Below are 25,133 nucleotides of genomic sequence, written 5' to 3' on the forward strand. Positions count from 1 at the left end.
TCTCCTCGCGTTGCGGGCGCTGTTGCGACAGTGGACGGGGATGGATGGGGGGTTGGGGACGAATCAGGGAGTGGGGACGAATCGGGTACGGGCATGGCGGCTCTGTTCCTCGCGGTGACGTGGATCACGTGACCGGGTGGCGATGTTAGGGCCACTGCGCGTGATCCGACAGGGGGCTCGATCCTGCTCGCGCCTCCTTCCCAAGGTCACGGCGCCACGCGAGGACCGGTTCAACTCCGGGGGCTTCTTTCCGAAGTCGCTCGGATCAGTGATTGCTGGCCAGGAAGATCGGGGATAGCTTCGCTCCTGCACCACTGGCATGTACCTGCCCGCGTCCCATCCACGCCTCGGGCAGTTTCCCGTTCCGGATGATGTGGAGAACCCATGGTTCATCTGCGGTCCAGACGCCGACTCGGCGTCGCCGTACCCCTCGTTCTGTCGCTGACCGCCTCGCTCGGCTTCCTGCCTGCGGCGGCCTCGGCCGCACCGCTCGCGGAGCCCGCCGCGCAGGCCGCGGACGCTCCCAGCCTCGCCTATGTCGTCAACACCAAGACGGACCGCCGCACGATCGAGTCGGTGAAGAAGGCGACCGCCGCGGCCGGCGGCACCGTCGTCGCCACGTACGCGAAGATCGGCGTGATCGTCGTCCACTCGGCGAACCCGTCCTTCGGCGCTCAGATACGCGCGGTGCGCGGTGTCGAGTCGGCGGGCGCCACCCGTACGGCTCCCTTGAGCGCCGCCGGGACGACGGACGAGGGCCCGGCGCAGAAGCTGTCGCACGCACAGAGCACGAAGCTCGCGAAGGCGTCCGCCGCGACCGAGGGCAGCGAGCCGCTCGAGGCCGACCAGTGGGACCTGCGGGTGATCGGCGCCGACAAGGCCGCCAAGATCAACCCGGGCAGCTCGAAGGTCACCGTCGCCGTCATCGACACCGGCGTCGACGACACCCACCCGGACCTGGCCCCGAACTTCTCCGCGTCCCAGTCGGCGAACTGCGTCGGCGGTGTCGCGGACACCAGCGAGGGCGCCTGGCGGCCGTACACCGCGGAGGACTACCACGGCACGCACGTCGCCGGTGAGATAGCCGCGGCCCGCAACGGCATCGGCGTCGCGGGTGTCGCGCCCGGTGTGAAGGTCGCCGGCATCAAGGTGAGCGACCCCAACAACGGCCTCTTCTACCCCGAGAGCGTCGTCTGCGCCTTCGTGTTCGCCGCCGACCACGGCGTGGAGATCACGAACAACAGCTACTACGTCGACCCGTGGCTGTACAACTGCATGGACGACCCCGACCAGAAGGCCATCGTCGACGCGGTCAACCGGGCCCAGCTCTACGCCCAGAAGAAGGGCACGCTGCACCTGGCCTCGGCGGGCAACTCCAACCACGACATGGACGCCGACTCCATCGTGGACGACACCAGCCCCGACGACTCCACGCCGGTCCCCCGCACGATCGACCCGCACACGTGCTTCGACGTGCCGACCCAGCTGCCGGGCGTGGTGACGGTGACCGCGACGGGCGTCAAGAACGTCAAGTCGTACTACTCGTCCTACGGTTACGGCGTCGCCGACGTCGCGGCCCCGGGCGGCGACCGGAAGTTCCAGATCCCGACGGACACCCCGTCGGCGAACGGCCGCATCCTGTCCACCATGCCGAACGGCGAGTACGGCTGGCTGCAGGGCACCTCGATGGCCTCCCCGCACGCCGCCGGCGTCGCCGCGCTGCTGAAGTCGAAGTACCCGTATGCGTCTCCGGCCCAGCTGCAGGCGCTGCTGAAGGCACAGGCGGACAACCCGGGCTGCCCCGAGTCGTACGACCAGGACGGCGACGGCACGCAGGACGCGGTGTGCGAGGGCGGCAAGCGGTACAACGGTTTCTACGGGTTCGGGATCGTCGACGCGCTGGATGCCGTTGACTGACCGGCAGGCCGGATGGACGGCGGGCACACTCCGGTCAAGATGTTGACTCGGTCAACACTGCATAGTGCAGTCATGACTGGAATCAGCTCCGCCTGGTCCGCGGTGGGCGGCGATCCCGCCCTTCTTCCGCGTGTGTCGACCGTGATGCGGGAGGGCGCGCTTCATGCGCGCCTTCCCGTACGGGAGTTGGCACGCGCGTGCGTGGGCGCGTGCGCGCTGGCCGCCGCCGAGCTCGGGGCGCGGCGGGCCGGGCTCCCCCAGGTGCCCGAGGTACGCCTGGACGACGGGGCGATCGCCACGGCGTTCGTGAGTGAACGACATCTGCTGGTCGACGGGCGCGTACCGGTCACCTTCGCGCCGCTGTCGCGGTTCTGGCGGACGGCGGACGGCTGGGTGCGGACGCATGCCAACTATCCGCATCACCGCGCCCGGCTGCTGGCCGCACTGGGTGGGGCGCAGGAGGATCCGGACGCCGTGGGGGCGGCCCTGGCCGAACGGTCCGCGCGCGACGTGGAGGAGGCCGTGTACGCGGCCGGCGGGCTGGCCGTGGCACTGCGCACGCCCGAGGAGTGGGCGGCGGACCAGCAGGCGGCCGAGGTGGCCCGGCGGCCGCTCGTCGAGCACGAACGGCTGGACGCGGCACGCGCGCGTGCGCTCCCGCCTCTCGACGGTTCTCCCCTGCTGCCCGCCGCCGGAGTACGCGTACTGGACCTGACGCGGGTCATCGCGGGACCGGTGGCCACGCGCACGCTCTCGCTGCTCGGCGCGGACGTCCTGCGCGTGGACGCGCCACAGCTGCCGGAACTGGCCGACCAGCACGCCGACACGGGCTTCGGGAAGCGGTCGACGACGCTGGACCTGGTGGCCGACCGACACACCTTCGAGGACCTGCTCGCGGCGGCGGACGTCGTCGTCACCGGATACCGGCCGGGCGCCCTGGACCGGCTCGGGCTGTCGGCGCAGGAGCTGGCCGAGCGGCGGCCCGGGCTGATCGTGGCGCAGCTGTCGGCGTGGGGCTCGTACGGGCCGTGGGGCGAGCGGCGCGGGTTCGACAGCCTCGTGCAGGCCGCCACCGGAATCGCCGCGATCGAGGGGTCGCCGGAGCGGCCCGGGGCGCTGCCCGCGCAGGCCCTCGACCACGGGACGGGGTATCTGCTGGCGGCGGCCGTGCTGCGGGCGCTGACCGAGCAGCGGGAGCAGCGGTACGGCCGGTGCGTACAGCTGTCGCTGGCGCGCACGGCCGAGTGGCTGCTGAACGGGATCGAGCCGGGCCCGGAAGGCAACCTGGTCTACGACGCACCCGACGCCTGGCTCACCGAGCGGGACAGCCCGCTGGGGCGACTGCGGTACGCCCTGTCGCCGGTGTCCTTCGCGGGCGGCCCCGTCGACTGGGCGCGGCCGCCGGGGGTTTGGGGCGCGGATGCGGCGCGGTGGGTCTGAGCGGCGGAGGCCGGCACTCCGCGCGGTGCCCCTGAGCGCCGGCGCCACCGGAGCCGTACCCCTGGGCGGAATGCCGTACCCCACTTGTTTTCCGGTACTTGCCCGGCTCTGAGATGTTTTGTGAAGATCACGAGGTGACGTTGACGAAACCCTCCCCTGCCCTGTCCGACGGGAGTGGGCCCAGACCCCGCCCCGGCGTGGGCCGGGCCGTCGCCGTTCTCGTCCTGGTGGGGCTGGCGGCGCTGATCCCGCTGCTCGGGCCGTCGGCCGCGCTGCACGGCACCGGGGAGGCCGCCGCGCCCGGCACCGGTGGGATCGCGCTGCTGCGTGCGGTGCTGTTCGCGGCGCTGTGCGTCCCGTCGGGCGAGCTGTTCGTGAAGCGGCTGGCCCGTTCCGTGCCCGGCGCTCCCCCGGCCGGCCCCCGCAGTTGGGCACCGTACGCGGCCGCCGTCGGTTTCGTCGCGGCCCTCGGCCTCGCCTCGGTCGTGTCCACGGGCAACCTCGTGCCGCACAGCCCCTCCGACCTCGACATCGGCGGCCTCTACGACTCGCGCGACGGCAAGCTCGCGCTGCTGGAGGTCAACGCCTTCGCCGTGGCCGGGCTGTGCGCCCTCTCGCGCCGCCCCGCCACCCAGGTCTGGCCGCTGGCGGCGGTCGTGGTCGCCGAGGCGCTGCGGGCGCACCCGACGACCGAGCACAGTGCGCTGCTGGGCTCCGGGTTGACGCTGATTCACCTGACCTGCGCGTCGCTCTGGGCCGGCGGACTGCTGTATGCCTTGCGGACCCTGCGCGGCTGGGGCGTCAGGGAGGCCGGCGCGGCCCTTCTGGGGCTCTACGCGCGCGTGGCGGCCGTTCTCCTCGGCGCCATCACCGCGACGGGCGTGTGGAGTTCACTGCGCCGGATGCCGTCGGACACGGTCCTGGAGCAGCTGACCGGGACGGCGTACGGGCGCGCCCTGCTGGCCAAGGTGATCCTGGTGGCGGCCGTGGCCGCGCTCGCCCTGTGGGCGCGGATCCGGCTGCGCCGGGCACCCGACCCGCTGACCGCCTGCTCCCCCGCGCGGGCGGAGGTCGTCGCCCTGGGAGTGGTGGTCGCGCTGTCGGGGCTGCTGACGGCGCTGCCGGTGCCGATCCGCTGGTGAGCCCGTTACGTCCGCAGCCGGCTTCCGTACGGCCTCAGTCGGCGACCAGGACCTTGAGCGCGGTGCGCTCGTCCATCGCCTTGTAGCCGGCGGGGACGTCCTTCAGTCCGACGGTCAGGTCGAAGACGGGGGACGGGTCGATCGTGCCGTCGAGGACGTCGGGCAGCAGCTCGGGGATGTACGCGCGGACCGGTGCGACTCCTCCGCGCAGCGCGATGTTGCGGTCGAACATGACGCTCAGGTCGAGTCCCGTACCGCTGCCGTGCGGTACCCCGACCCAGCCGATGGTGCCGCCGTCGCGGGTGATCTCGACCGCCGTACGCATGGACTGTTCGGTGCCGACGGCCTCGACGACGGCGTGTGCGCCCTGTCCGCGCGTGAGTTCGCGCACGGCCTCCACGGCCGCGTCCCCGCGCTCGGCGACGACCTCGGTGGCGCCGAAGCGGCGCGCGATGTCCGTACGGACCTGGTGGCGGCCCAGCGCGATGATGCGCTCGGCGCCGAGGCGCTTGGCGGCGAGCACCGCGCACAGCCCGACGGCACCGTCCCCGACGACGGCGACCGTGGCGCCCGGGCGTGCTCCCGCGCCGAGGGCGGCGTGGTGGCCGGTGCCCATGACGTCGGACAGGGTCAGCAGGGCGGACAGCAGGTGGTCGTCGGAGGCGGCGTCCTTGGGGAGCTGCACGAGGGTGCCGTCGGCGTAGGGGACGCGCACTGCCTCGCCCTGGCCGCCGTCGGAGCCGACGGAGCCCCAGAAGCCGCCGTGCTCGCAGGAGGTGGTGAGGCCTTCGCGGCAGTAGTCGCAGACACCGTCGGACCACATGAAGGGCGCGACGACGAGGTCGCCCCGCCGCACGCCGGTCACCTCGGATCCGGTCTCCTCGACCACGCCGAGGAACTCATGGCCGATGCGCTGACCCGGCTGCCGGGCCGCCTCGCCGCGGTACGCCCACAGGTCGCTGCCGCAGATACAGGCACGCAGCACCCGCACCACGGCGTCGGTGGGCTGCCGCACCACCGGATCGGGCACGTCCTCCACGCGCATGTCGAAGGGGGCGTGGATGGTGGTGGCGCGCATGGCGAGGGTCCTTCTCGTCTTTGGTCGTACGTGCGCTCGGGGGGTGGGTCGAGCGCGCGTCCCACCGTACGTCGCCGTCGGCGCCCGGCGCGCTTCGAGGGCTCCGAGTGTGCCAGTGACCTGCGGGAACCGCGCGGCAATATCGGCCCCCACCCTCGGGTGGCCGCCGCTACACCCCCGCCGCGTCCAGCAGCGACCCGGCCGCGTAGGTGATCCCCATGGCCAGCGCGCCGCCCGCGACGTTGCGCAGCACCGCGCGAGCCGGGGCGGCGGCGCCCAGGCGGGCGCTGCTCCAGCCGGTCAGGGCGAGGGCGGCCAGCACGGAGGCGACGGTGACCGCCAGCCGCCAGTCCGCCGGGGGCAGCACCATCGCGAGCAGCGGCAGCAGCGCACCGGCCGTGAACGCCAGGAAGCTCGCCCACGCCGCGTGCCACGGTTTGGTCAGCTCGTCCGGGTCGATACCGAGCTCCACGCGCGCGTGCGCCTTCAACGCGTCCCGTTCCGTCAGCTGGGCCGCCGCCTCCAGGGCCACGTCCCGGGACAGCCCGCGTCGCTCCAGCAACTCCGCCAGCTCCGCGAGCTCCTCCTCCGGCCGCTCCCGCAACTCCCGTTTCTCCACGGCCAACGCGGCCTTCTCCGAGTCGCGCTGCGTGGACACCGAGACGTACTCCCCGGCCGCCATCGACATCGACCCGGCGAGCAGCCCGGCCAGTCCGGCCGTGAGCAGAGCCGCGCGATCGTCCGTGGCGCCGGCCACGCCGACGACGAGTCCCGCGGTCGACACGATGCCGTCGTTCGCTCCGAGGACGGCCGCCCGCAGCCAGTTCAGCCGCTCGCCCAGGGCGCCGCCGTGGGCCTCGTCATGCGTTGCTTCGGTCACATGCGGAGAATTGCACCGCGGGGGACATCAGGGACGTACCGACGCTCCCGGTCAGGCATCCGGCTCACCTGGGCACAGCAACCCCGCGTGCACGCCGACCGGTTGACGTCCTTGCGTTCGGAGCGCCCGAACGGGCGGACGGAGCAAGGCACCTGACGGTCAGGACTGTCAGTCCCGGCCCGTATCCTCAGTGACCATGCTCGAAGACCTCACGACGGGAGCGTCCTCCCCCACGGCGTGGCCGGCCGCGTATCCGCAGGGCTACGCGGTCGTTGACGTGGAGACCACCGGCCTGGCCAGGGACGACCGGATAATCTCCGCGGCCGTCTACCGGCTGGACGCGCGCGGCGAGGTCGAGGACCACTGGTACACGCTGGTCAACCCGGAGCGTGACCCGGGACCGGTCTGGATCCACGGTCTGACGAGCGAGGCACTGGAGGGCGCCCCCCTCTTCCAGGACGTCGCCGAGGAGTTCTCGGCCCGGCTGGACGGCCGGGTGCTCGTCGCGCACAACGCCGTCTTCGACTGGCAGATGATCGCGCGGGAGTACGCGCGCGCGGAGCGCGAGGCCCCGGTGCGGCAGCGGCTGTGCACCATCGCGCTGTCCAAGGAGCTGGGCCTGCCGCTGCCCAACCACAAGCTGGAGTCACTGGCCGCGCACTTCGGCGTCGTACAGCAGCGCGCGCACCACGCGCTGGACGACGCGCGGGTGCTGGCGGAGGCGTTCCGGCCGAGTCTGCGGGCCGCCGCCGCGGGCAGCGTGCGGCTGCCGCTGCAGGAGTGCCGGCCGCTGACCGAGTGGCGGGACAGCGCCGCGCCCCGGATCGGACAGCAGGCGGGCGGAAACGGGGGCTACGGCGGCTACAGCAGCTACCGGCCGACCAGTTGGCGCCCGTCCCGGAAGAGGCCCGCGTGCCCCTATCCCAACCCCGGACGCTACGAAGATGGCAAAAGGCTCAAACAAGGCATGCGGGTCGCCTTCTCCGGAGACACGTCGATCGAGCGCGAGCTGCTGGAGGACCGTGCGATCGAGGCCGGGCTGCATGTGTCGACGAGCCTGTCCCGGCTGACCAGCCTGCTCGTCACGAACGACCCGGACGCGGGCACCTCGAAGGTGGTCAAGGCCCGGCAGTACGGGACGCCGGTGGTGGACGAGGCGGCGTTCGGGCAACTCCTCAGGGACGTGGAACCCGCGTCGGGGCCGTGACCGTACGGACGGGTGATTGCCGCGCGACTCGCCCGGAGCCGTCTCGCCCGGGCCGCGGTGACGGCTCACCCTGTGGCGCATGGCGAAATGTGAAGTATGCGGAAATGACTACGGCATGAGCTTCGAGGTGCACGCGCAGGGCGCGGTGCACGTCTTCGACTGCTTCTCCTGTGCGATCCACCGCATGGCACCGATCTGCGAGCACTGCCGCGTCCAGATCATCGGGCAGGGCGTCGAGGTCGAGGGCCACTGGTTCTGCGGCGCCCACTGCGCCCGCGAGGAGGGAAAGGTGGGGATCGTCGACAAGGTGTGAGCCGGTACCCGCCTGAGATCACCCCACGACCGAGTTGTACGGTCGTGGGGTGTACCGCTTCCTGTTGTCCCGGCAGTGGGTGATCCTCACGCTGGTCGCCCTCCTCCTCATCCCCACGATGATCCGGCTGGGCATCTGGCAGATGCACCGCTACGAGGAGCGCTCCGCACGCAACCAGCTGGTCGCCGACGCGCTGGGCGCGAAGTCGGTGCCCGTGGAGAAGCTGACCGCCCCGGGACACACGGTCACCTCCAAGGAGCGGTACCGCACGGTGACCGCCGAGGGCCGCTTCGACACCGACCGGGAAGTCGTCGTGAGGCGGCGCGTCAACGACGACGAGGAAGTCGGCTTCCACGTCCTGACCCCCTTCGTCCTGACGGACGGCAAGGTGCTGCTGGTCAACCGCGGCTGGATTCCCGGCGGACCCACCCAGTCGGCGTTCCCCAAGGTTCCCGCGCCGCCGAACGGCCTGATCACCGTCAGCGGGCGGCTGATGCCGGACGAGACGACAGAGGCGAGCGGCATCAAGGACCTCAAGGGCCTCCCCGACCGGCAGGTCATGCTGATCGACAGCGAGCAGGAGGCACAGCGCCTCGATGCCCGGGTGCTCGGCGGTTACATCGTGCAGACGGCCCCCGAGCCCAAGGGCGACACGCCGGAACTGATCGGCAAGCCCGGCAACGAGAACGCTCCGCTGAACTACGCGTACGCCATCCAGTGGTGGCTGTTCGCGGCGGGCGTCCCGATCGGCTGGTTCGTCCTGGCCCGCCGCGAGGCCCGGGAACGAGGCCGGGCGGCGGCACCGGAGGAGACGGAGACGACGCCGGCCGCGGTGTAGCGTCACGGGCTACCGCCCCCGCTCTTCCGCAGGGCGATCGGGGATCCGTGCGGTGTCTGGCAGGCGGCCTGCCAGGCGAAGTCCATCATGTCGGGGACCGCGCCGTGCCCGCGCGGCGACAGGTACGGCAGCATCAGGTGGTAGGCCGCCCGATGCCAGGGTGAGCAGGACGCGGCGGCACGCAGACACGTCTGCTCGGCCCGGCGGACCGCGGAGTGCCCCTCGGCCGGGGCGCGGGCCGACTGGACGAAGGCGCGCAGGACCAGGGCGTCTGCGTCCCTGTGGTCTCGCCGTAGGGGTTCTGTTTGGGGGCGGCTGCGGGCGGTCGGGGGCTGGTCGCGCAGTTCCCCCGCGCCCCATCGGTACGTGCAACGGGCGTACCCAAGGTGCGCGGGGAACTGCGCGAGCAACCACGAACCACCCGCAGCCGCCCTCTGGGCGGAACGTCGACCGCGTCAGCAGCAGCGGCTCTGCGGATGCTCCTCGCGGTGCGGGGTCCGCAGTACCTCGTACTCCCGCCGGGTCGGGAGCGGGGCGTGCGGGTGGTGACGTCGGTGGCGCTCGCAGTAGCGGTCGTACTCCGCTTCTCCGGTCACTTCCCGCAGATACCAGCGCACCGCCCCGGCCCACCGTCGGACGTTCACGACCGGACACCCACCAGCGGCTCACCAGCCTGCTCCGGCACGTCGATGCGGGACTCGACGTACGGCGCCTCGGTCGTGGGCAGCGGCTGAGGGGCGCGGACGGCGCGGACGCAGACCACGGCGCAGTTGACCAGGACCGTGAGGACCAGCAGGAGGAAGACGGCCATGATCACGCCGTCGACCGTGTTGTTGAGCACGATGGTGTGCATGTCGTCCATGTTCGTGGCGCCCGGGAGGAGCTGACCGTCCTCGATGGCCTGCGCGTACTTGTCGCGCAGGGCGAAGAAGCCGATCGCCGGGTTGTCCGAGAAGATCTTCTGCCAGCCGGCCGTGAAGGTGACCGCCACGTCCCAGGCCAGCGGGATGCCGGTGACCCATGCCCAGCGCAGTTTGCCGGACTTGATCAGCACGGTGGTGGTGACGGCGAGGGCGACGGCGGCGAGCAGTTGGTTGGCGATGCCGAACAGCGGGAACAGCTGCTTGATGCCGCCGAGGGGGTCGGTGACACCGGCGTAGAGGAAGTATCCCCAGGCGCCCACGACCAGGGCGCTGGTGATCCAGATGCCCGGCTTCCAGGTGACGCGGCCGATCGGCTTCCAGACGTTGCCGAGCATGTCCTGGAGCATGAAGCGGCCGACGCGGGTGCCGGCGTCCACCGTGGTGAGGATGAACAGCGCCTCGAACATGATCGCGAAGTGGTACCAGAAGGCCTTCATCCCGGCGCCACCGAACACCCCGGCGAAGATCTCCGACATGCCCACGGCGAGGGTGGGCGCACCGCCGGAGCGGCCCACCAGCGTCTCTTCCTCGACCGCCTTGGCGGCGGCCGTCAGCTGGTCCGGGGTGATGGTGAAGCCGAGGTTCTTCACCGCTTCGGAGGCGGTGTCCACGGTCGGGCCGAGCAGCGCGGCCGGGGAGTTCATGGCGTAGAACAGGCCGGGTTCGAGGACGCACGCGGCGATCAGGGCCATGACGGCGACGAAGGACTCCGTGAGCATGGAGCCGTAGCCGATGAGGCGGACCTGGGACTCCTTCTGGATCAGCTTGGGCGTGGTGCCGGAGGAGACCAGGGCGTGGAAGCCGGACAGCGCGCCGCAGGCGATGGTGATGAAGAGGAAGGGGAAGAGGGAGCCGGCGAACACCGGTCCGGCGCCGGTGGAGGCGAAGTCGGTCACCGACTCGGCCTTGAGATTCGGGGCGGCGATCACCACGCCGACGGCCATCAGGGCGATGGTGCCGACCTTCATGAAGGTCGAGAGGTAGTCACGGGGTGCGAGGAGCATCCATACCGGCAGCACGGAGGCGAAGAAGCCGTAGCCGACCAGGCAGAAGACCAGGGTCTCGGGGCTCCAGACGAAGTACCCGGCGAGCGAGGAGTCCTGGATCCAGCCGCCGCCGAGGATGGCGAGCAGCAGCAGGGCCACCCCGATGAAGCTGGTCTCCACGACCCGGCCGGGCCGCAGATAGCGCAGGTAGAAGCCCATGAAGAGGGCGATGGGGATGGTCATGGAGACCGAGAACGTGCCCCACGCGGACTCCGCCAGCGCGTTGACGACGACCATCGCGAGGACCGCCAGCAGGATGATCATGATGGCGAAGACGCCGATCAGCGCTGCGGCACCGCCCACCTTGCCGATCTCGTCGCGGGCCATCTGGCCCAGGCTCTTGCCGTCCCGGCGCATGGAGAGGAACAGGACGATCATGTCCTGTACCGCGCCGGCGAAGATCACGCCCGCGATGATCCAGATCGTGCCCGGCAGATAGCCCATCTGCGCGGCCAGCACCGGACCGACCAGCGGGCCGGCGCCGGCGATCGCCGCGAAGTGGTGGCCGAACAGCACCCGCTTGTCGGTGGGGTGGTAGTCGACGCCGTCCTCCAGCCGTTCCGCCGGAGTGGCGCGGGTGTCGTCGACCTGGAGGACCCGACGGGCGATGAACCGCGAGTAGAAGCGGTAGGCGATCGCATACGAACCGAGGGCCGCGACGACCAGCCAGACCGCCGAGATCTCCTCCCCCCGGGACAGGGCGAGCACGGCCCAGCCCAGGGCGCCGGCGAGGGCGACGGCACTCCAGATCGCGACCGACTTCGGCGACATTCGTGATGTTTCCGGCGCCTCATGGCCGGATTCGGGCATGGCTGATGTGGGCATGGCGGCTCCTGACCTCAACGGGTGGGCACAGTAGGGGTGACGCAGAACAGGGGTGAAGCAGAAAGGGAAGTACGGCTCAGCGATCGCGATGTCGACCTCGATGTCGGTCCGTCAGCGCGTACGCGGCGAGCAGGCAGAGGCCGCACCCCGGCACCCAGGCGAGCTGGTACCAGTAGAAGAACGGCGTCCCGGCCAGCCGCGGTTCGGCACCGGCGTACCAGGGGACCCACAGCAGGCCTGCGGCGGGCGCGAGAAGCAGTACGGCGATCGCGACGCGCCGTAGCCGGTGATGACCGGTCCGTGCCATGACCTGCGCTCCTCTCCCGCTCGCTGTCGGTCTGTGCAAGAGTTGCCCACCCCCCGAGACCGGTTGACAGCGAATTTCCAGGAAATTTCCCGCCGGTTTTCTGTCCTCCATCCCGGCCGCTCGCGCAACTCTCCCGCGAGGGCACAGGCACACCAAGGACGGTGACCCATGGCCGATGGCGCCATGACCGCGACGTTTCTCGCCGTGATCGGCGGAGCGTCGCTGCTGGCCGTCACCGCGCGGCGCCTGCGCCCGACCGACCGGCTGCCGTCCCTGGAGGGCTGGGCGCTCGCCGACCGCAGCCTCGGCCCGGTGTGGACCTGGCTGCTGCTCGGCGGCACGATCTTCACCGCGTACACCTTCGCCGCCATACCGGGCCTGGCCTACGGCAACGGCGCCCCCGCCTTCTTCGCGGTGCCGTACACCGTGATCGTCTGCCCCCTCGCCTTCGTGCTGCTGAGCCGCCTGTGGACGGTGGCCCGCGCGCACGGCTATGTCACGGCGGCCGACTTCGTGCGCGGCCGGTACGGCTCGCCGCCGCTGGCGCTGGTGGTCGCGCTGACCGGGATCCTCGCGACGATGCCGTATCTCGCGCTGCAACTGCTCGGCATACGGGCGGTGCTGGCGGCGGGGGGCGTGTATCCGCGGGGTGCGGCCGGTGATCTGGTGATGGTGGCGCTGTTCGCGGGGCTTGCCGTCGCCACCTACCGGCACGGGCTGCGCGCCCCCACCGTCATCTCGGCACTCAAGGCCGTGGCCGTCTTCGTCTCGCTGACCGCGGTGACCTGGCTGGTGCTCGAGCGGCTCGGCGGCCCGGGTGCGGTCTTCGACGGTGCGGCCGAGCGCCTCGGCGGCCCGGCGCTGCTCCTCACCCCCGAGCAGCAGCCCGCCTACGCCACCCTCGCCCTAGGCTCGGCGCTCGCGCTGCTGATGTACCCGCACGTCCTCACCGCCGGTTTCGCCGCCGACGGACCGCAGACGCTGCGCAAGGTGTCCGTGGCGCTGCCCGCCTGGACCGGGCTGCTCGCCCTCTTCGGCTTCCTGGGCATCGCGGCCCTGGCGACGGGCGTGCGCGCCCCGGCGGGCGGCGCCGAGGCCGCCGTACCGATGCTGGTCGACCGGCTGATGCCGGGCCCGCTGGCCGGGCTGGTGTTCGGCGCGATCACCGTGGGGGCGCTGGTGCCGGCGGCGGTGATGTCGATCGCGGCGGCCACCAGCTTCGTACGCAATGTGTACGTCGAGTACGTCCATCCGACGGCCACGCCCAAACGGCAGGTGCGCATCGCCAAGGCGGTGTCGCTCACCGCGAAGGTCGGCGCGGTGGCGTTCGTGTTCGGGCTGCGCGACCAGGACGCCATCAACCTCCAGCTCCTCGGCGGGGTCTGGATCCTGCAGATCTTCCCGGCCGTCGCGGTCGGGCTGTTCACCGGGCGGCTGCATCCGCGGGCGCTGCTCGCCGGTTGGGGCGTGGGCATGGTGGCGGGGACCTACATGGTCGTACGGGAGGGGTTCTCGTCGGTCGTGTCCTTCGGCTCCGGGCCGGAGATCTACGCCGGGCTCGCCGCTCTGCTCCTCAACCTGACCGTCGCCGTGGCCGGGACCGCGGTGCTCGAACGCCTCGGCGTCCCGCGCGGCGCCGACCTCACCGACCTGCCGTCACGCCTGAGCGTCAGGCGGCGCCACGAGACGGGAGCGAACAACCCGTGAGACAGCACCTGAGACGCGAAACGGAGACTCAAGCGGAGACTCCCGTACCGGCCGTGCCCCTCGCCCCCGCCGTGAGCGACCCGGCGGATCTGGAGCGTGAGGCCGGACTGGCCCGCCTGTTCGAGCTGCACTACTCCTCGATGCTGCGCCTCGCCGTCCTGCTGGGTGCCGACGACCCGGAGAACGTCGTCGCGGAGGCCTACTACCAGATCTACCGGAAGTGGCGGCGGCTGAGGGACACCGAGGCGGCGGAGGCGTATCTGCGCTCCACCGTCTGCAATCTGACGCGGATGCGGATACGGCATCTCCAAGTGGCCCGTAAGCACGTGGAGAAGCCCGCGGAGGAGCTCGTCGCCTCCGCCGAGAGCACCGCCCTGCTCCGCGACGACCAGCGCGTCCTGATCGACGCGCTCCAGCAGCTGCCCGCCCGGCAGCGCGAGGCGCTGGTGCTGCGGCACTGGCTCGGACTGAAGGAGGGCGAGATCGCCGCGGCGATGGGGATCTCCTGCGGATCCGTCAAGACCCATACGGCGCGCGGCCTCGCCGCCCTGACCCAGGCGATGGAGGCCCGGCGATGACGCATCGAGACGCGACTGGGTCGCGTGGCACCGGTCCGGACCGCACGGAGCGGGAGCTGCGCGAGGCGCTCTCCGCGCTCGCCGACGGGGTGCAGGCGGCGCCCGACGCCTATCGCACGGCGCGCGGCGAATGGCTGCGCCGGGAACGCCGGCGCCGGCTCGTCCTCGCCGTCCTCGTCATGGTCGTGTTCGCTCTGGCCACGCTGATCGGCCTGTGGGTCCTCAACCAGGCTCCGACGGATCCCGGGGTGATCTTCTCCGGCACGGGGTCCGCGGCGGGCGCGTCACTCCCCCGGCCCCACCCCTGATTGGCCTACCGGCCCTGGGGGAACCCGCACTCGCGTGCACCCCCGCATCGAGGACTACGCCCTCATCGGCGACGAGCAGACGGCCGCCCTGATCGGCAGGGACGGCTCCGTCGACTGGCTGTGCCTGCCCCGCTTCGACTCGGGAGCCTGCTTCGCGAGGCTCCTCGGCGACGAGGACAACGGCCACTGGCGCATCGCCCCCAAGCACGCGAAAGGCCCCTGCACCCGCCGCGCCTACCGCCGCGACACCCTGGTGCTGGACACCGAGTGGGAGACCGACGAGGGCGCGATCCGGGTCACCGACCTGATGCCCCAACGCGACCGCGCCCCCGACCTCGTGCGCATCGTGGAGGGCCTGCGCGGCCGGGTCACCGTGCGCAGCACCCTGCGGCTCCGCTTCGACTACGGCTCGGTCGTCCCCTGGGTGCGCAGGACCGACGGGCACCGGGTGGCCGTCGCCGGCCCGGACTCGGCCTGGCTGCGCAGCGAACCCGAAGTGCACACCTGGGGCAAGGACTTCGGTACGCACTCGGAGTTCACGGTCGACAAGGGCGAGAAGGTCGCCTTCGTCCTCACCTGGCACCCCTCGCACGAGCCGCGCCCACCGCTCGTCGACCCGCACAAGGCGCTGCGCACCAGCGTCCGCGACTGGCGGAAGTGGGCGGGACGCTGCCACTACGACGGCCCGCACCGCGACGCCGTCGTCCGCTCCCTGATCACCCTCAAGGCCCTCACCTACCGGCCGACCGGCGGCATCGTCGCCGCCCCCACCACCTCGCTCCCCGAGGAACTGGGCGGTGTCCGCAACTGGGACTACCGCTACTGCTGGCTGCGCGACTCCACCCTCCTGCTGAACGTGGGCCTCTCGGCGGGCTACCGGGAGGAGGCCGAGGCCTGGCGCGACTGGCTGGTGCGCGCGGTCGCGGGTGACCCGGCCGACCTGCAGATCATGTACGGCCTGGCGGGCGAGCGGCGGCTGCCCGAGTTCGAGGTGCCGTGGCTGTCCGGCTTCGCCGGCTCCGTTCCCGTACGCATCGGCAACGAGGCCGTGAAACAGCTGCAGTTGGACGTGTACGGGGAGGTCATGGACACGCTGGCACTGGCCCGGGACGCGGGCCTGCCCCTCAAGCCGCACATGTGGGCGATCCAGTCCTCCCTCATGGAGTGGCTGCGCTCGCAGTGGCGCCGGCCGGACGAGGGGCTGTGGGAGGTGCGCGGCGGCCGCCGTCATTTCGTGCACTCGAAGGTGATGGTGTGGGTGGCCGCGGACCGGGCGGTGCGCACGCTGGAGAAGAACCCGAAGCTGAAGGGCGACCTCGACGGCTGGCGGGAGTTGCGCGACGAGGTGCACCGCGAGGTGTGCGAGAAGGGCTACGACGCCGAGCGGAACACCTTCACGCAGTCCTACGGCTCCCGTGAACTCGACGCCGCGCTGCTGCTCATCCCGCGTGTGGGCTTCCTGCCGCACGACGACCCGCGCGTCCTCGGCACCATCGACGCGATCCGCGCCGAGCTCAGCCATGACGGCTTCCTGCGCCGCTACAGCACCGACGAGACAACCGTCGACGGACTGCCGGGCGGCGAGGGCACGTTCCTGGCCTGCTCGTTCTGGCTCGCGGAGGCGCTGCACATGACGGGGCGCACCAAGGAGGCACGTGAGCTGTTCGACCGGCTGGTGGGTCTCGCCAACGACGTGGGTCTGCTGTCCGAGGAGTACGACCCGGTGGCCGACCGCCAGCTCGGCAACTTCCCGCAGGCCTTCAGCCACATCGGCCTGGTGAACACCGCCCTCGCCCTGTTCGGGGGCGACGGGGCAGGATAGGGGCCATGGATCTTGGACTGAAGGACCGGGTGTACGTCGTCACGGGGGCGACCCGCGGACTGGGCAACGCGGCGGCGCGTGAGCTGGTGGCCGACGGGGCGAAGGTCGTCCTGACCGGGAGGGACACCGAGCGGGCTGTCGCCGCGGCGGCCGAGCTGGGGTCGAATGCCGTGGGTGTGGCCGTCGACAACGCCGATCCGGAGGCGGCGGCGCGGCTGATCGCCATCGCCCGTGAGCGGTTCGGCCGGTTCGACGGCATTCTCGTCAGTGTCGGTGGGCCGCCTGCCGGGTTCGTCGCGGACAACACGGACGAGCAGTGGCAGGCCGCGTTCGAGTCGGTGTTTCTGGGCGCGGTCCGGCTCGCGCGGGCGGCAGCGACGGAGCTCGACGAGGGCGGGGTCATCGGGTTCGTGCTGTCGGGGTCGGTGCATGAGCCGATCCCCGGGCTGACGATTTCCAATGGCTTGCGGCCCGGGCTCGCCGGGTTCGCGAAGTCCCTTGCGGATGAACTGGGGCCGCGGGGGATTCGCGTCGTGGGGCTGCTTCCGTCCCGTATCGACACGGATCGGGTGCGGGAGCTGGACGGCATGTCTGCCGACCCGGAGGCGACACGGGCGGCGAACGAGGCCCGTATTCCGCTGCGGCGGTACGGGACTCCGGAGGAGTTCGGGCGTGCGGCGGTGTTTCTCCTGTCCCCGGCTGCTTCCTATTTGACGGGAATCATGTTGCCTGTCGACGGCGGGATGCGGCACGGGTTCTGAGAGGACGGTCAAGTCACCCTTTCCGCACGGTGCTTGACGCCCTTCATGCGGACCTCTGTCGGCAATTCCGCCAACCCCGCTGAATTGCGGGCGTGGGTGAGGGCCTGTGCGGTGAGGTCGTTCAGGGCTGTCCCGGGATCCACGTGCGGCTCCAGCAGCAGCCGTACCCGGGTCTCGGGTGCGCTGCGCCTGCCCCGCAGGTGGACGTGGGCGCGGTGGACGCCCTCCAGGGTCGCCGCCTCGTTCGCCAGGACGGTCTCCAGGGCCCGGCCCCGCAGCAGTGCGCCCTCGCCGTCGCCGGTGTCGACGAGGACCTCGGTGAGGCGGTGGCGGCGCAGATTCGCGGTCAGCCACCACAGGGCGAGCAGGACGAGGACGGCGAGTACGGCGATGACCGTCGGCCACCACCAGCCGTCGTCCCGCCAGCGCGTCCGCTCGGCGTCGCTGAGCAGGACGTCGTGCCGGCTGTCGTGGATCCACCAGGACGGGGGGTCCAGGCCGAGGCCCACGGCCAGTACGGAACCGCCGATCACGAGCAGTACCAGCCCGACGAGCCCGATCAGTACCCGGTTGACCACCCTGAGCACGGCGCTCACCCCTTCCGTCCGGGCCGTCGTACCCGCACCGACAGCGCGGGCGGGCGGGTCAGGCCCAGGCCCTTGATCGCGCCGGCGAGCGTGGCGTCAAGGTCGGCGCGTACGTCGTCCAGTTCGCGGAAGTGGGAGACGGCGCGAACGTCGGCCCGTTTCCGGCGCATCCGTACCCGGACCGACTGGACGCCGGAGACCTCCATGGCCCGGTCACGCAGGACGAGGGCGGCCAGCTCGCGGTGGAGTCCGGCGCGTACGTCGGGGTGGGTGCGCCGCATCGGCAGGACCGACCGCAGGCCGGGCGTGGTGGCCAGGACCAGCAGCCAGAGCCCGAGGACGGCGGCGACACCCGCGCCGACGAGCACCCAGGTGTCGTCGAGGGGGCGTTCGGCGAGTCCGCGGGCCAGTTCCCGGCGCCAGCGCATGGCGGGCCGGTCGGCGCGCACGGAGGCGATGTCGTACAGGAAGAAGCCGGCGATGACGAAGAGCAGGAGCGCCATGATCGCGGCCGGGATGCGGCGTGCCGACCAGAAGCGACGGTTCGCGCCGTCCTCGGCGTCGAGTGCGGGCGGGGGCTCGTAGTCCGCCGCCGACGCCGACTGGTCGAGGGTGTCGGGGCCGGTCTCCTTCTCGATGACCGGCAGTCGTTGTGTGGTGCCCTCGGGACCCTGGGACTCGCTCATCGCGTCCTCCCCTGTGCCGCGCCCTGCCCGGGCGCCGGGTGCAGCCGCTCCACGTGCACGGCGACCTCCGGCACCGCCATGCCCACCAACGCGCCTACCCGCTCGGCGACATGCCGACGCACGGTCGCGCAGCGGGCGCCGATGTCGGTGGGGTACTCGAGTTCGAGGTGGACCCGGATCCGGGCGGTGCCGTGGGCGACGACGACATTGGCGTACGGGCGGGCGGCGTCCTCGGCCCGCTCGCCCACCGCCTCGCGCGCGGCCTGTGAGGCGACCTTCGCGACGACCCGGTCGGCGATCCGGGTCGCCCCGCGCTCGCCCGGCGGGACGACCGGTAGGGGTCTGCCGAGTTCACCGGCCCCCGTGCTCACCGGCGTCACCGCCGCCGTTCGTCACGGCGCCGGAAGAAGTCACCGAGCTCGTACTCCCCCTCCAGGAACCGCCCGACGACGAAACCGACGGCGCCCAGGGCCGCCACCAGCAGGAAGGCGCCGAATCCGCCGAAATACCCGGCGAAGCCCAATGCCATGCCGGCGATCATGCCGACCACGGCCATGCTCATGGTGCGCTCCTCAGTTTCTCAACAGCTCCCCGGCCTTTGCGTCGTTCGCGTCGTTCGGTCGCCGGCGCCTCACTGGATCCGGCGCTCCGGTTCCTCTTCCTCTTCCTCCGGAAGCTTCACATCACTCACCGCGATGTTGACCTCGACCACTTCGAGGCCTGTCATCCGCTCGACGGCGGTGATCACGTTCTCGCGCACGTCCCGGGCCACATCGGCGATCGACACGCCGTACTCGACGACGATCTCCAGGTCGAGCGCGGCCTGCACCTCGCCGACCTCGGCCTTCACCCCGCGCGTCACCGACTTCGCGCCGCCCGGCACCCGGTCGCGCACGGCCCCGAAGGTCCGCGCCAGTCCGCTGCCCATGGCGTGCACGCCGTCCACATCGCGTGCGGCCATCCCGGCGATCTTCTCCACGACGCCGTCCGCGATGGTCGTCCGCCCCCGGGCGCCGGGGTCTCCCCCGCCGCGCCTGGTCGTCTGAGCCTTTCGTGTGCTGAGGGCCTCGCCCTCCGTCCCCCGGTTCTGATCCGTCGTCTCGGTCATGGCCGTACATCCTTTGCGGTTGTCGTCCTTCGACCACCGTAAGCACGGTTACGCGATCGCGCGCCAGGGATGCGGCAGGCTGGAGGAATGACTACGGCGGATCGGTGGACACAAGCAGTCCGAAATCAGCTCGGGCTCGGCAGACTGCTGCCCCTGGGCGGCGCGCGCGACGGCGCGTGGATCTCCGAGAAGGCGGCCGAGGCGGTTCTGAAGCGCGCGGCCGAGGACATGCGCGGGGTACGGCTGGGCACGCTCCGGATCGCCCTCACCGATCCGGAGGACGCGCAGGAGGCCGCCGTACCGCCGCCGCCCAGCGCCCTGCCGCCGGGCCCCCTGCGGGTGACGGCGGATTTCGCGGCGACGGCGACCGAGCCGTTGCCGGCGACGGCGGACCGGCTGCGCGAACTGCTGGCCGCCGCGGCGACGGAACGCCTCGGCCTGACGGTGACCGAGGTCGACCTACGGGTGACGGCCCTGCTCGACGACGACGTGGAACCCGCCCCCGTACGGCAGCCGGAACCGGCGCAGGCCGCGGCACCCGGGAACCCCGACGAGGAGCGCGTCTGCGCCGCGGCACAGGCGGTCCCGGGGGTGACCCGGCTGACGGGCGCCCTGGGCGGGTTGGCCCGGGCGGTGCACATCGAGGAACGGCAGGACGAGGCCGCTCTGCCGCATCGGCACGCGCGCGTGGAGATCGCGGTGAGCGCGGACCACCGGGCCGTGGAGGTGGCCCGGGAGGTCCGCAGGAAGGCGGGAGCGGCGCTGCCGGATCACCCGACGGTGGCGGTGCTGGTCACGGCCGTCGGCTGATCGGCGCCTGTCTCGTCAGCGCAGGGCTCATCAGCACACGGCTCGTCAGCGCAGGGCTCATTCGCCGAGGCCGGCCAGGTCCCGCAGACGCCGCGCCTGCGCGGCTCGCTCGGCGCCGCGCTGCTCGTCGTACGTACGGTCCACGGCACCACGAAGCAGCGCCTTGGTCTCGATCACGGCGTCCCGTGGCGCGGACACGATCGCCCCCGCCAGATCCCGTACGGCGTCGTCAAGTTGCTCGGCGGGCACGGCGAGGTTGGCCAGCCCGCTGCTGACGGCCTCCTCGGCCGACACGAACCGCCCCGTCACGCAGATCTCCAGCGCACGGCCGTATCCGACCAGCCCGACCAGCGGGTGCGTACCCGTCAGGTCCGGCACCAGCCCGAGGCTGGTCTCACGCATGGCGAACTGCACGTCGTCCGCGACGACGCGCACGTCACAGGCGAGCGCGAGCTGGAAACCCGCCCCGATGGCATGCCCCTGTACGGCGGCGATGGACACGATGTCGTTGCGCCGCCACCAGGTGAAACCCTCCTGGAACTCGGCGATGGCAGCGTCGAGTTCACCGTCGCTGCTGCGCGCGAGCTCGATGAACGAGGGCTCGCCCTCGATCCCGTCGGGCGTGAACATCTGCCGGTCGAGTCCGGCGGAGAAGGACTTGCCCTCTCCGCGCAGCACGACCACCCGCACATTGCCCGGCAGGACCCGCCCGGCCTCTGCGAGCGTCCGCCACATGGCGGGGCTCTGTGCATTGCGCTTGGCCGGGTTGTTCAGCGTCACCGTGGCGATCGCGCCGTCGACGGTGAGCCGTACGCCGTTCTTGTCGAGCAGGGGAGCCAGTTCCTGGTCGGGCGAAGCCATGGGGTGCCTCCGATGAGTGCGGTCATCATGGGATGCCCGGAAGGGCACCCCCTAAGTGACTGCACAGTAACCACCCGGCCAGTCAGCCGACCGACCGGGTGGCCACCATCGAAGCCGATGGGCCGCCCGGGTTCAGGACGATGCGGCCTTCTTGCCCCGCGTCGCCCCGCCACGCCCTCGAAGCGTGACGCCCGATTCGCTGAGCATCCGGTGTACGAAACCATACGAGCGGCCGGTTTCCTCGGCCAGTGCCCGAATGCTCGCACCGGAGTCGTACTTCTTCTTCAGGTCTGCCGCGAGCTTGTCGCGCGCGGCGCCGGTTACCCGGCTGCCCTTCTTCAGAGTCTCGGCCACCCGTGCCTCCTCATGGGAAGTGCGCTCTGGTCTCCTCATGATCACCCCTCCGGAGCTTCATGGCCACCCATTCGGCAAGGTCCGTGAGACAAGGTTTTGACGACAGGAGCGCATCCCCACATGCGGAATCTGTAATTCCGGCGGGTGGCGTCCGTACGGCCGAACGGGTTCTTTCGCGAAGTGCCAGGTCAGGGACGCGCGACGGCCGAGCCCTTGTCGATAAAGGACTCGGCCGCGAAATCGATGTAGTACACACCTCGGTACGAGGAGATCTCACACAGATGATGGATCACCAATGGGCCGAATGATCCATACGCCGGTGATCACGCATTCGATCACGCCAGGGCGACGAGATCCGCGTAGTCGGAGCCCCACAGGTCCTCGACACCGTCCGGCAGCAGAATGATCCGCTCCGGCTGCAGCGCCTCGACGGCGCCCTCGTCGTGGGTGACGAGCACGACCGCGCCCTTGTAGGTGCGCAGCGCGCCGAGGATCTCCTCGCGGCTGGCCGGGTCCAGGTTGTTGGTGGGCTCGTCGAGGAGCAGCACGTTCGCCGACGACACTACGAGGGTGGCGAGCGCGAGGCGGGTCTTCTCGCCGCCGGAGAGGACGCCGGCCGGCTTGTCGACGTCGTCGCCGGAGAACAGGAACGAGCCGAGCACCTTGCGGACCTCGACGAGGTCCATGTCGGGGGCCGCGGAGCGCATGTTCTCCAGGACCGTCCGATCGGGGTCCAGGGTCTCGTGCTCCTGGGCGTAGTAGCCGATCTTGAGCCCGTGGCCGGGGATGACCGCTCCCGTGTCCGGCTGCTCGACGCCCGCGAGGAGCCTCAACAGGGTCGTCTTTCCGGCGCCGTTGAGCCCGAGGATGACCACCCTCGACCCCTTGTCGATGGCCAGGTCGACGTCGGTGAAGATCTCCAGGGAGCCGTACGACTTCGACAGGCCCTCGGCGGTCAGCGGGGTCTTGCCGCAGGGCGCCGGCTCCGGGAAGCGGAGCTTGGCGACCTTGTCGGACTGGCGCACCTCTTCGAGGCCCGACAGCAGTCGCTCGGCACGCCGGGCCATGTTCTGCGCGGCGACGGTCTTGGTGGCCTTGGCGCGCATCTTGTCGGCCTGCGCGTTGAGCGCGGCGGCCTTCTTCTCGGCGTTCTGCCGCTCGCGCTTGCGGCGCTTCTCGTCGGCCTCGCGCTGCTGCTGGTAGAGCTTCCAGCCCATGTTGTAGATGTCGATCGCGGCGCGGTTGGCGTCCAGGTAGAACACCTTGTTGACGACCGTGTCGACCAGGTCGACGTCGTGGGAGATCACGATGAACCCACCGCGGTACGTCTTCAGGTAGTCCCGCAGCCAGATGATCGAGTCGGCGTCGAGGTGGTTGGTCGGCTCGTCGAGCAGCAGGGTGTCCGCGTCCGAGAACAGGATGCGGGCGAGCTCGATACGGCGGCGCTGACCGCCGGAGAGCGTGTGCAGGGGCTGGCCCAGCACACGGTCGGGCAGGTTCAGCGCGGCGGCGATGGTGGCGGCCTCGGCCTCGGCGGAGTATCCGCCCTTGGTGAGGAACTCCGTCTCCTGGCGCTCGTACTGCTTCATCGCCTTGTCGCGGGTGGCGCCCTTGCCGGTGGCGATGCGCTGTTCGTTCTCGCGCATCTTGCGGATCAGTACGTCCAGGCCGCGCGCGGAGAGGATGCGGTCGCGGGCGAGGACGTCGAGGTCGCCGGTGCGGGGGTCCTGCGGGAGGTAGCCGACCTCGCCGGAGCGGGTGATGGTGCCGGCGGCGGGGATGCCCTGGCCGGCGAGGCACTTGGTGAGGGTCGTCTTGCCGGCGCCGTTGCGGCCGACGAGGCCGATGCGGTCACCCTTGGCGACGCGGAAGGTCGCGGACTCGATGAGGACGCGCGCACCGGCGCGCAGCTCGATACCGGAGGCGGAGATCACGGACAGACTCCAGGGCGGGGGTAGGTGGCGGGATGGGCGGCTGAGGACGTTCCCGCCGTCTAATGCGCGAGGAGAATGGCCATGGAAGCCAGTCTAACGGGGCCGTGCAACCACTTTTTCTGGGTTCACGTGTTCGGACCCCGGCTCGCCGCCGTCCCCTTGCGGACCTCATTGCCGAGCGGTCTGCGGTGCGGGGCGATCCGTCCCAGGTCGTCCACGGCGATGAGCTGCGCGGTCCAGGCCGCGCGGGGGCAGGGCTGGGCGACGAGGAGCTCCCTGCCGTGATGTACGGCACGTGCGGGCTCGAAGGCGCAGCCCTCACGGGCCGGCAGCACCCAGCGCAGGTCGCCGTCGGCGATTCGGTACGCCAAGACGCGGCGGGGCGTCACGACCGCGAGGATGCCGCGGCCGAGGGGGCGCAGGACGCCGGTGCCGCCGTGGGCCGGAAGCCAGTCGCGGGCCGCGGGCAGGGCGCGGTGCCAGCGGACGGTACGGCCGTCGGTGTCGGTGACCATGCCGTCGTCCCAGAGCGTGATCGCCTCCACGCGCGCGTGGAGCGGGGCGAGCCGGAGAGAGGTCAGCGGGCGCCGGCCTTCCCGGGTGTAGCGCCAACGGGTCGTCCCCGTGCGGGGGGCATAGGCCTCGACGGCCGTTCCGCGCGTGCGCAACCGGGTCGTCGTCGGCTGCTGTGCGGTGGTGTGCCGCACGCGCGCGTGGACGGTGAGGTGGTCGCCGTAGGGCGTGGGGCGGGCGTGGTGGGCGGCGGTGAGGAGCGGGGCCGCGAGGAGGAGGACCAGGGCGGCTGCGCGGAGGGGGCGGGGGACGTGGAGGAAGCGGCGTGGGGTGGTGCCCGGGGCGGGTTCCGGGAGGTGCTCCGGTCGGGAAGGCACGGCCGTGCTCGTGCGACTGCCCGGTTCGGTGCTCGTGCGACTGCCCGATTCGAGGGTCATCGCTTCGTCGCCTCGACCGGCAGAACAACCACCCACGCCCCCTCGGGAACCTTCGGGGAGCCCTCTCGGCCTTCTCCCGACGACTGCTTCCGGCGGATCAGGCGCAGAGCGTAGCCATGCCCGGCGCGGGTGGCGGGGTATGGCGTGGGGACACGGCGAGTCGGCGGAGGCCTCTCCCCCGTTCGGCTCTGCGGCCGGGCGGCCGGGCACCCGGCTCGCGGGCCGTTGTCAGTGGTCGCTGCAAGACTGGGCAGCGGGTCGGAACCAGGCGTGTTCCGGCATGTTCCGGCATGTGACGGCAGTGACAGCGATGGATCACGAAGGGGTGATCGGCATGGCAGGCACGAGCGGTGGGCGTCCGAGTATCTACCCGACGCTGCTGTACGTGGACGCGAAGGCGGCGATCAAACAGCTCACGGAGGCCTTCGGGTTCACCGAGCTGTCGGTGTTCGAAGGCGAGGACGGCTCGGTGCTGCACGCCGAGCTCGTGCAGGGCAACGGCGCGGTGATGCTCGGTTCGAAGGGCCGCGGCGGCGTCTTCGACACGGCGATGAAGGACGCGGGCACGACCGGGGTGTACGTCGTCGTGGACGACGTCGACGCACACCACCGGCGGGCCGTGGAGCACGGCGCCGAGATCCTGATGCCCCCGACGGACCAGGACTACGGCTCACGGGACTACATGGCCCGGGACGTCGAGGGCAATGTGTGGAGCTTCGGCACCTACGCCCCCGCGATACAGGGCTGAGCG

General features: G+C 71.5%; 28 protein-coding genes. 13 read left to right on the plus strand and 15 right to left on the minus strand.

The features are described from left to right. The first annotated feature begins 384 nt into the window (after positions 1-384). From ACQEV2_RS09115 to ACQEV2_RS09125, 3 genes are all read left to right on the plus strand, one after another. Positions 385-1,917, plus strand: coding sequence for a S8 family peptidase (locus ACQEV2_RS09115; RefSeq protein ID WP_433038428.1), 1,533 nt, complete (start codon positions 385-387; stop codon positions 1,915-1,917). Between the two features lie 72 nt (positions 1,918-1,989). Further along, complete coding sequence (locus ACQEV2_RS09120) at positions 1,990-3,357, plus strand: CoA transferase (protein WP_433038430.1); 1,368 nt, start codon at positions 1,990-1,992, stop codon at positions 3,355-3,357. A 113-nt stretch (positions 3,358-3,470) separates the two neighbouring features. Next, complete coding sequence (locus ACQEV2_RS09125) at positions 3,471-4,499, plus strand: CopD family protein (RefSeq protein WP_433038432.1); 1,029 nt, start codon at positions 3,471-3,473, stop codon at positions 4,497-4,499. A gap of 34 nt (positions 4,500-4,533) precedes the next feature. Here ACQEV2_RS09125 and ACQEV2_RS09130 read toward each other — a convergent pair whose 3' ends face one another. Continuing rightward, positions 4,534-5,577 carry a zinc-dependent alcohol dehydrogenase family protein gene (locus ACQEV2_RS09130; protein ID WP_433038434.1) on the minus strand — a complete coding sequence of 348 codons (1,044 nt, stop codon included), beginning with the start codon at positions 5,575-5,577 and terminating at the stop codon, positions 4,534-4,536. 169 nt (positions 5,578-5,746) lie between these two features. After that, positions 5,747-6,457: a VIT1/CCC1 transporter family protein gene (locus ACQEV2_RS09135; RefSeq protein ID WP_433038436.1), complete on the minus strand. Its 711-nt coding sequence runs from the start codon at positions 6,455-6,457 to the stop codon at positions 5,747-5,749. Positions 6,458-6,653: 196 nt separating this feature from the next. Between ACQEV2_RS09135 and ACQEV2_RS09140 the strand changes: the two genes are divergently transcribed. The 3 genes from ACQEV2_RS09140 to ACQEV2_RS09150 all read left to right on the plus strand — a co-directional run bounded on the left by ACQEV2_RS09140 (position 6,654) and on the right by ACQEV2_RS09150 (position 8,815). Continuing rightward, positions 6,654-7,664: a DEDDh family exonuclease gene (locus tag ACQEV2_RS09140; RefSeq protein WP_433038438.1), complete on the plus strand. Its 1,011-nt coding sequence runs from the start codon at positions 6,654-6,656 to the stop codon at positions 7,662-7,664. 79 nt (positions 7,665-7,743) lie between these two features. Then, positions 7,744-7,977 (plus strand): hypothetical protein, encoded by a 234-nt coding sequence (locus tag ACQEV2_RS09145; RefSeq protein WP_433038441.1) that lies wholly within the window; start codon positions 7,744-7,746, stop codon positions 7,975-7,977. Between the two features lie 49 nt (positions 7,978-8,026). After that, positions 8,027-8,815: an SURF1 family cytochrome oxidase biogenesis protein gene (locus tag ACQEV2_RS09150; protein ID WP_433038444.1), complete on the plus strand. Its 789-nt coding sequence runs from the start codon at positions 8,027-8,029 to the stop codon at positions 8,813-8,815. 2 nt (positions 8,816-8,817) lie between these two features. On the opposite strand, the gene ACQEV2_RS09155 is transcribed toward ACQEV2_RS09150, so the two are convergent. The 4 genes from ACQEV2_RS09155 to ACQEV2_RS09170 form a co-directional block, all read right to left on the minus strand. Continuing rightward, entirely contained in the window at positions 8,818-9,225 is a 408-nt protein-coding gene (locus ACQEV2_RS09155; RefSeq protein WP_433038446.1) for a hypothetical protein, read from the minus strand. A 45-nt stretch (positions 9,226-9,270) separates the two neighbouring features. Beyond that, a complete protein-coding gene (locus ACQEV2_RS09160) occupies positions 9,271-9,459 on the minus strand; it encodes a YbdD/YjiX family protein (protein WP_433038448.1) in 189 nt (62 codons plus the stop codon). After that, positions 9,456-11,609, minus strand: a complete 2,154-nt coding sequence (locus ACQEV2_RS09165; protein WP_433038451.1) for a carbon starvation CstA family protein — start codon at positions 11,607-11,609, stop codon at positions 9,456-9,458. The genes ACQEV2_RS09160 and ACQEV2_RS09165 overlap by 4 nt, the downstream gene beginning before the upstream one ends. A gap of 76 nt (positions 11,610-11,685) precedes the next feature. Next, on the minus strand, positions 11,686-11,916 hold the full coding sequence (locus tag ACQEV2_RS09170) for a DUF3311 domain-containing protein (protein ID WP_433038453.1): 231 nt from the start codon (positions 11,914-11,916) through the stop codon (positions 11,686-11,688). A 168-nt stretch (positions 11,917-12,084) separates the two neighbouring features. On the opposite strand from ACQEV2_RS09170, the gene ACQEV2_RS09175 reads away from it, so the two are divergent. Genes ACQEV2_RS09175 through ACQEV2_RS09195 form a run of 5 tightly spaced genes read left to right on the plus strand, consistent with a single transcriptional unit; the run spans position 12,085 to position 17,092 of the window. Next, positions 12,085-13,623, plus strand: coding sequence for a sodium:solute symporter family protein (locus ACQEV2_RS09175; RefSeq protein WP_433038455.1), 1,539 nt, complete (start codon positions 12,085-12,087; stop codon positions 13,621-13,623). 8 nt (positions 13,624-13,631) lie between these two features. Then, positions 13,632-14,201 carry a sigma-70 family RNA polymerase sigma factor gene (locus ACQEV2_RS09180; protein ID WP_433054297.1) on the plus strand — a complete coding sequence of 190 codons (570 nt, stop codon included), beginning with the start codon at positions 13,632-13,634 and terminating at the stop codon, positions 14,199-14,201. Continuing rightward, positions 14,198-14,509: a hypothetical protein gene (locus ACQEV2_RS09185; RefSeq protein ID WP_433038457.1), complete on the plus strand. Its 312-nt coding sequence runs from the start codon at positions 14,198-14,200 to the stop codon at positions 14,507-14,509. The genes ACQEV2_RS09180 and ACQEV2_RS09185 overlap by 4 nt, the downstream gene beginning before the upstream one ends. Positions 14,510-14,543: 34 nt before the next feature. Further along, positions 14,544-16,331 (plus strand): glycoside hydrolase family 15 protein, encoded by a 1,788-nt coding sequence (locus tag ACQEV2_RS09190; protein ID WP_433038459.1) that lies wholly within the window; start codon positions 14,544-14,546, stop codon positions 16,329-16,331. A 5-nt stretch (positions 16,332-16,336) separates the two neighbouring features. Further along, complete coding sequence (locus tag ACQEV2_RS09195; protein WP_433038461.1) at positions 16,337-17,092, plus strand: SDR family oxidoreductase; 756 nt, start codon at positions 16,337-16,339, stop codon at positions 17,090-17,092. 8 nt (positions 17,093-17,100) lie between these two features. On the opposite strand, the gene amaP is transcribed toward ACQEV2_RS09195, so the two are convergent. The 5 genes from amaP to ACQEV2_RS09220 all read right to left on the minus strand — a co-directional run bounded on the left by amaP (position 17,101) and on the right by ACQEV2_RS09220 (position 19,473). Then, positions 17,101-17,688: an alkaline shock response membrane anchor protein AmaP gene (amaP, locus tag ACQEV2_RS09200; protein WP_433038463.1), complete on the minus strand. Its 588-nt coding sequence runs from the start codon at positions 17,686-17,688 to the stop codon at positions 17,101-17,103. Beyond that, entirely contained in the window at positions 17,685-18,365 is a 681-nt protein-coding gene (locus ACQEV2_RS09205; RefSeq protein ID WP_433038465.1) for a DUF6286 domain-containing protein, read from the minus strand. Before ACQEV2_RS09205 ends, amaP begins: the two co-directional genes overlap by 4 nt. Next, on the minus strand, positions 18,362-18,745 hold the full coding sequence (locus tag ACQEV2_RS09210) for an Asp23/Gls24 family envelope stress response protein (RefSeq protein WP_433038467.1): 384 nt from the start codon (positions 18,743-18,745) through the stop codon (positions 18,362-18,364). Before ACQEV2_RS09210 ends, ACQEV2_RS09205 begins: the two co-directional genes overlap by 4 nt. Beyond that, entirely contained in the window at positions 18,742-18,927 is a 186-nt protein-coding gene (locus tag ACQEV2_RS09215) for a hypothetical protein (RefSeq protein WP_062709653.1), read from the minus strand. The genes ACQEV2_RS09210 and ACQEV2_RS09215 overlap by 4 nt, the downstream gene beginning before the upstream one ends. Positions 18,928-18,996: 69 nt before the next feature. Continuing rightward, on the minus strand, positions 18,997-19,473 hold the full coding sequence (locus ACQEV2_RS09220; RefSeq protein ID WP_433038470.1) for an Asp23/Gls24 family envelope stress response protein: 477 nt from the start codon (positions 19,471-19,473) through the stop codon (positions 18,997-18,999). An 87-nt stretch (positions 19,474-19,560) separates the two neighbouring features. On the opposite strand from ACQEV2_RS09220, the gene ACQEV2_RS09225 reads away from it, so the two are divergent. Continuing rightward, positions 19,561-20,283 carry a nucleopolyhedrovirus P10 family protein gene (locus ACQEV2_RS09225; RefSeq protein ID WP_433038472.1) on the plus strand — a complete coding sequence of 241 codons (723 nt, stop codon included), beginning with the start codon at positions 19,561-19,563 and terminating at the stop codon, positions 20,281-20,283. A gap of 57 nt (positions 20,284-20,340) precedes the next feature. Here the strand turns inward: ACQEV2_RS09225 and ACQEV2_RS09230 are convergent, their stop codons facing one another. The 4 genes from ACQEV2_RS09230 to ACQEV2_RS09245 all read right to left on the minus strand — a co-directional run bounded on the left by ACQEV2_RS09230 (position 20,341) and on the right by ACQEV2_RS09245 (position 24,322). Next, positions 20,341-21,144 carry an enoyl-CoA hydratase/isomerase family protein gene (locus ACQEV2_RS09230; protein ID WP_433038474.1) on the minus strand — a complete coding sequence of 268 codons (804 nt, stop codon included), beginning with the start codon at positions 21,142-21,144 and terminating at the stop codon, positions 20,341-20,343. A 132-nt stretch (positions 21,145-21,276) separates the two neighbouring features. Beyond that, the gene (locus ACQEV2_RS09235) at positions 21,277-21,498 is read right to left on the minus strand and encodes a helix-turn-helix domain-containing protein (protein ID WP_004002281.1); all 222 of its coding nucleotides are present in this window, start codon (positions 21,496-21,498) and stop codon (positions 21,277-21,279) included. A gap of 335 nt (positions 21,499-21,833) precedes the next feature. Next, the gene (locus ACQEV2_RS09240; RefSeq protein WP_433038478.1) at positions 21,834-23,432 is read right to left on the minus strand and encodes an ABC-F family ATP-binding cassette domain-containing protein; all 1,599 of its coding nucleotides are present in this window, start codon (positions 23,430-23,432) and stop codon (positions 21,834-21,836) included. 125 nt (positions 23,433-23,557) lie between these two features. Beyond that, positions 23,558-24,322 (minus strand): hypothetical protein, encoded by a 765-nt coding sequence (locus ACQEV2_RS09245; RefSeq protein WP_433038480.1) that lies wholly within the window; start codon positions 24,320-24,322, stop codon positions 23,558-23,560. 394 nt (positions 24,323-24,716) lie between these two features. On the opposite strand from ACQEV2_RS09245, the gene ACQEV2_RS09250 reads away from it, so the two are divergent. Next, positions 24,717-25,130 (plus strand): VOC family protein, encoded by a 414-nt coding sequence (locus ACQEV2_RS09250; protein WP_433038482.1) that lies wholly within the window; start codon positions 24,717-24,719, stop codon positions 25,128-25,130. Positions 25,131-25,133 lie beyond the last annotated feature (3 nt).

Source organism: Streptomyces sp. CA-251387, from assembly GCF_050936625.1.
Lineage (GTDB): Bacteria > Actinomycetota > Actinomycetes > Streptomycetales > Streptomycetaceae > Streptomyces.